Genomic DNA, 1715 nt, shown 5'->3' on the forward strand with positions numbered 1-1715 from the left:
CAGGTGGAGCGGGTGTTGGCGGCGAAGGTGGATGCGGCCTGGAATCTGCACGAGCTGACTCGTGGGATGGACCTGGATGCGTTCGTGACGTTCTCGTCTGTGACTGGTGTGTTGGGCAGTGCTGGGCAGGCTAATTACGCTGCCGCGAATGCGTTCCTGGACGCGCTTGCCGAGCAGCGGCGCGGCAGCGGCCTGCCAGGAATGTCCGTGGCTTGGGGCTTATGGGCTCAGGACAGCGGCATGACCGGACACCTGGGACGGGTGGATCGGGCCCGGTTGGCTCGGGCGGGGATCCGTCCGATGGCCACCAGCGCTGCGTTGGAGCTGTTCGACGCGGCTTTGGCCGGCGGGCAGCCGGCACCCGTGGCGGCGGCGATCGACTTCGCGGCGCTACGAGCCCAGGCGGTCGACGGTCTGATGCCTGCGATGTTCGACGGCCTGGTGCGACTGCCGGTCCAGCGGCGCAACGCCGCGACCGGAGCAGGCGACGCTGGTTCGGGACTGGCCCAGCGGCTGTCCGAGCTGGACGCTTCGAGCCAGCGCGAGTTGGTACAGGGACTGGTCCGCTCCCAGATGGCGACGGTGCGGGGCCTCGACGGCTCGGCCTCGGTGGACCTGGCGCGGCCGTTCAGGGAGCTTGGCTTCGACTCGCTGATGGCGATCGAGTTCCGTAACCGGCTCGCCTCGGTAGCCGAGCAGCGCTTGCCGGCGACGCTGGTCTTCGACTACCCGACGCCGGACGCGGTCGTGGACTTCCTGCGCAGGCAACTGGTCGGGGAACGCGAGTCGGTTCGTGCGGTGACGCTTACCGAGAGCGGCGGTGACGATCCGATTGTGATCGTGGGGATGGGATGCCGGTACCCGGGTGGTGTGGCATCAGCGGAGGATCTGTGGCGGCTGGTGGAGTCCGGTGTGGACGCGGTGGGCGAGTTTCCCACCGATCGTGGTTGGGACGTGGAGGGTCTGTACGACCCGGATCCGGATCGGTCGGGTACGTCGTATGCGCGGGAGGGTGGCTTCCTGGAGGATGTGGCGGGTTTTGATGCGGGGTTCTTCGGGATTTCGCCGCGTGAGGCGTTGGCGATGGATCCGCAGCAGCGGTTGCTGCTGGAGACCTCCTGGGAGGTACTGGAGGACGCCGGTATCGACCCGACCAGCCTGCGCGGGACAGACACTGGAGTCTTCGTCGGCGCGTCGCGTCAGGACTACGGGCCGGGCCTGACCGGGAGCAACACCGGTGTGGAGGGCTATGTCCTGACCGGTAGTGCGGGCAGTGTGGCGTCGGGCCGCGTGTCGTACGCGTTCGGGTTCGAGGGTCCTGCGGTCAGTATCGATACGGCGTGTTCGTCGTCGTTGGTGGCGCTGCACCTGGCGGCGCAGGCGTTGCGGAATGGTGAGTGCTCGCTGGCGCTGGCGGGTGGTGTGACGGTGATGTCGACTCCGGGTGTGTTTGTGGAGTTCAGTCGGCAGCGGGGTTTGTCGTTGGATGGTCGTTGCAAGCCGTTTGCGGAGGCTGCTGATGGGACGGGTTGGGGTGAGGGTGTTGGGTTGTTGTTGGTGGAGCGGTTGTCGGATGCGCGGCGGCTCGGTCATCGGGTGCTGGCGGTGGTACGGGGCAGCGCGCTGAACCAGGACGGCGCCAGTAACGGCCTGTCGGCGCCGAATGGTCCGTCGCAGCAGCGGGTGATTCGTCAGGCGTTGAGCAGCGCCGGCAT

General features: G+C 67.6%; 1 pseudogene. It reads left to right on the top strand.

Going from position 1 to position 1715, the window contains the following annotated elements:
- Window positions 1–12 precede the first annotated feature (12 nt).
- A pseudogene (locus ACFVUT_RS37645) lies at window positions 13–1715 on the top strand (beta-ketoacyl synthase N-terminal-like domain-containing protein); the annotation flags it as partial.

Origin of the sequence: Streptomyces sp. NPDC058051 (assembly GCF_042885475.1) — a bacterium.
Taxonomy (GTDB): Bacteria; Actinomycetota; Actinomycetes; order Streptomycetales; family Streptomycetaceae; genus Streptomyces.